The 821-nt window shown below is 71.7% G+C and carries 1 protein-coding gene; it reads right to left on the bottom strand.

The features are described 5' to 3' along the window. Positions 1 to 612, bottom strand: a 612-nt coding sequence (locus E1266_RS37525) for a polyketide synthase dehydratase domain-containing protein (RefSeq protein ID WP_165966389.1), incomplete at its 3' end; no start/stop codon positions are given. Positions 613 to 821 lie beyond the last annotated feature (209 nt).

Here is an 821-nt window from a genome sequence, read left to right as displayed (position 1 = left end):
GTCGAGGAGTGCGGGGTGGAGGGTGTAGCCGGTGGCGGCTTCGGGGTCGGGTAGCCGGATCTCGGCGTAGACGGCGTCCGGCGTGCGCCAGGCCGCCCGGACGCCCTGGAAGAGCGGGCCGTAGGCGAAACCGCGTTCGCCGAATCGCCGGTAGAGGTCGTCGGTCGCCACGGGACGGGCGCCGGGCGGCGGCCAGACGCCGAGGTCCGGCGCCTCGGAAACGGCCGGTGAGCCGGGGGCCAGCGCGCCGGTGGCGTGGCAGGTCCAGGGCTGCTCGTCGTCGCCGTCGTCGGGACGGGCATGGATGGTCAGGGCGCGATGGCCGTCACCATCGGACGCGTGCACGGTGACCTGGACGAGCGCGGGCGCGTCCCGATCGAGGACGAGGGGCGAGTGGAGGGTGAGTTCTTGGAGGTGGGGTGTTCCGGTGTGGTCGCCTGCGTGGATGGCGAGTTCTAGGTAGGCGGTGCCGGGGAGGACGGGTGTGTCGTTGATGGCGTGGTCGGCGAGCCAGGGGTGGGTGTCCAGGGACAGGCGCCCGGTGAACACGGTGGTCTGCTCGTCGGCGAGCGTCACGCAGGCGCCGAGCAGCGGATGCTCGGCGTCCTTCAACCCCGCTGCGGTGACGTTGGCGACGCCGACCTGGGCGCGCAGCCAGTACCGCTGCCTCTGGAAGGCGTAGGTGGGCAGTGCGGGCGGGCTCGCGGGCCGTGGGATGCCGATGGCTTCGAGGATGTGGGTCCAGGTGAGGTGGGTGCCTTGGGTGTGGAGGGTGGCGAGGTTGGTGAGGAGGCGGGTCCAGGTGCTGTCTCTTATACACA

Origin of the sequence: Actinomadura sp. 7K534 (assembly GCF_004348575.1) — a bacterium.
Lineage (GTDB): Bacteria > Actinomycetota > Actinomycetes > Streptosporangiales > Streptosporangiaceae > Spirillospora > Spirillospora livida.
Note: the sequence above shows the minus strand (reverse complement) of the source record. Positions and strands in the feature narration are given on the sequence as shown.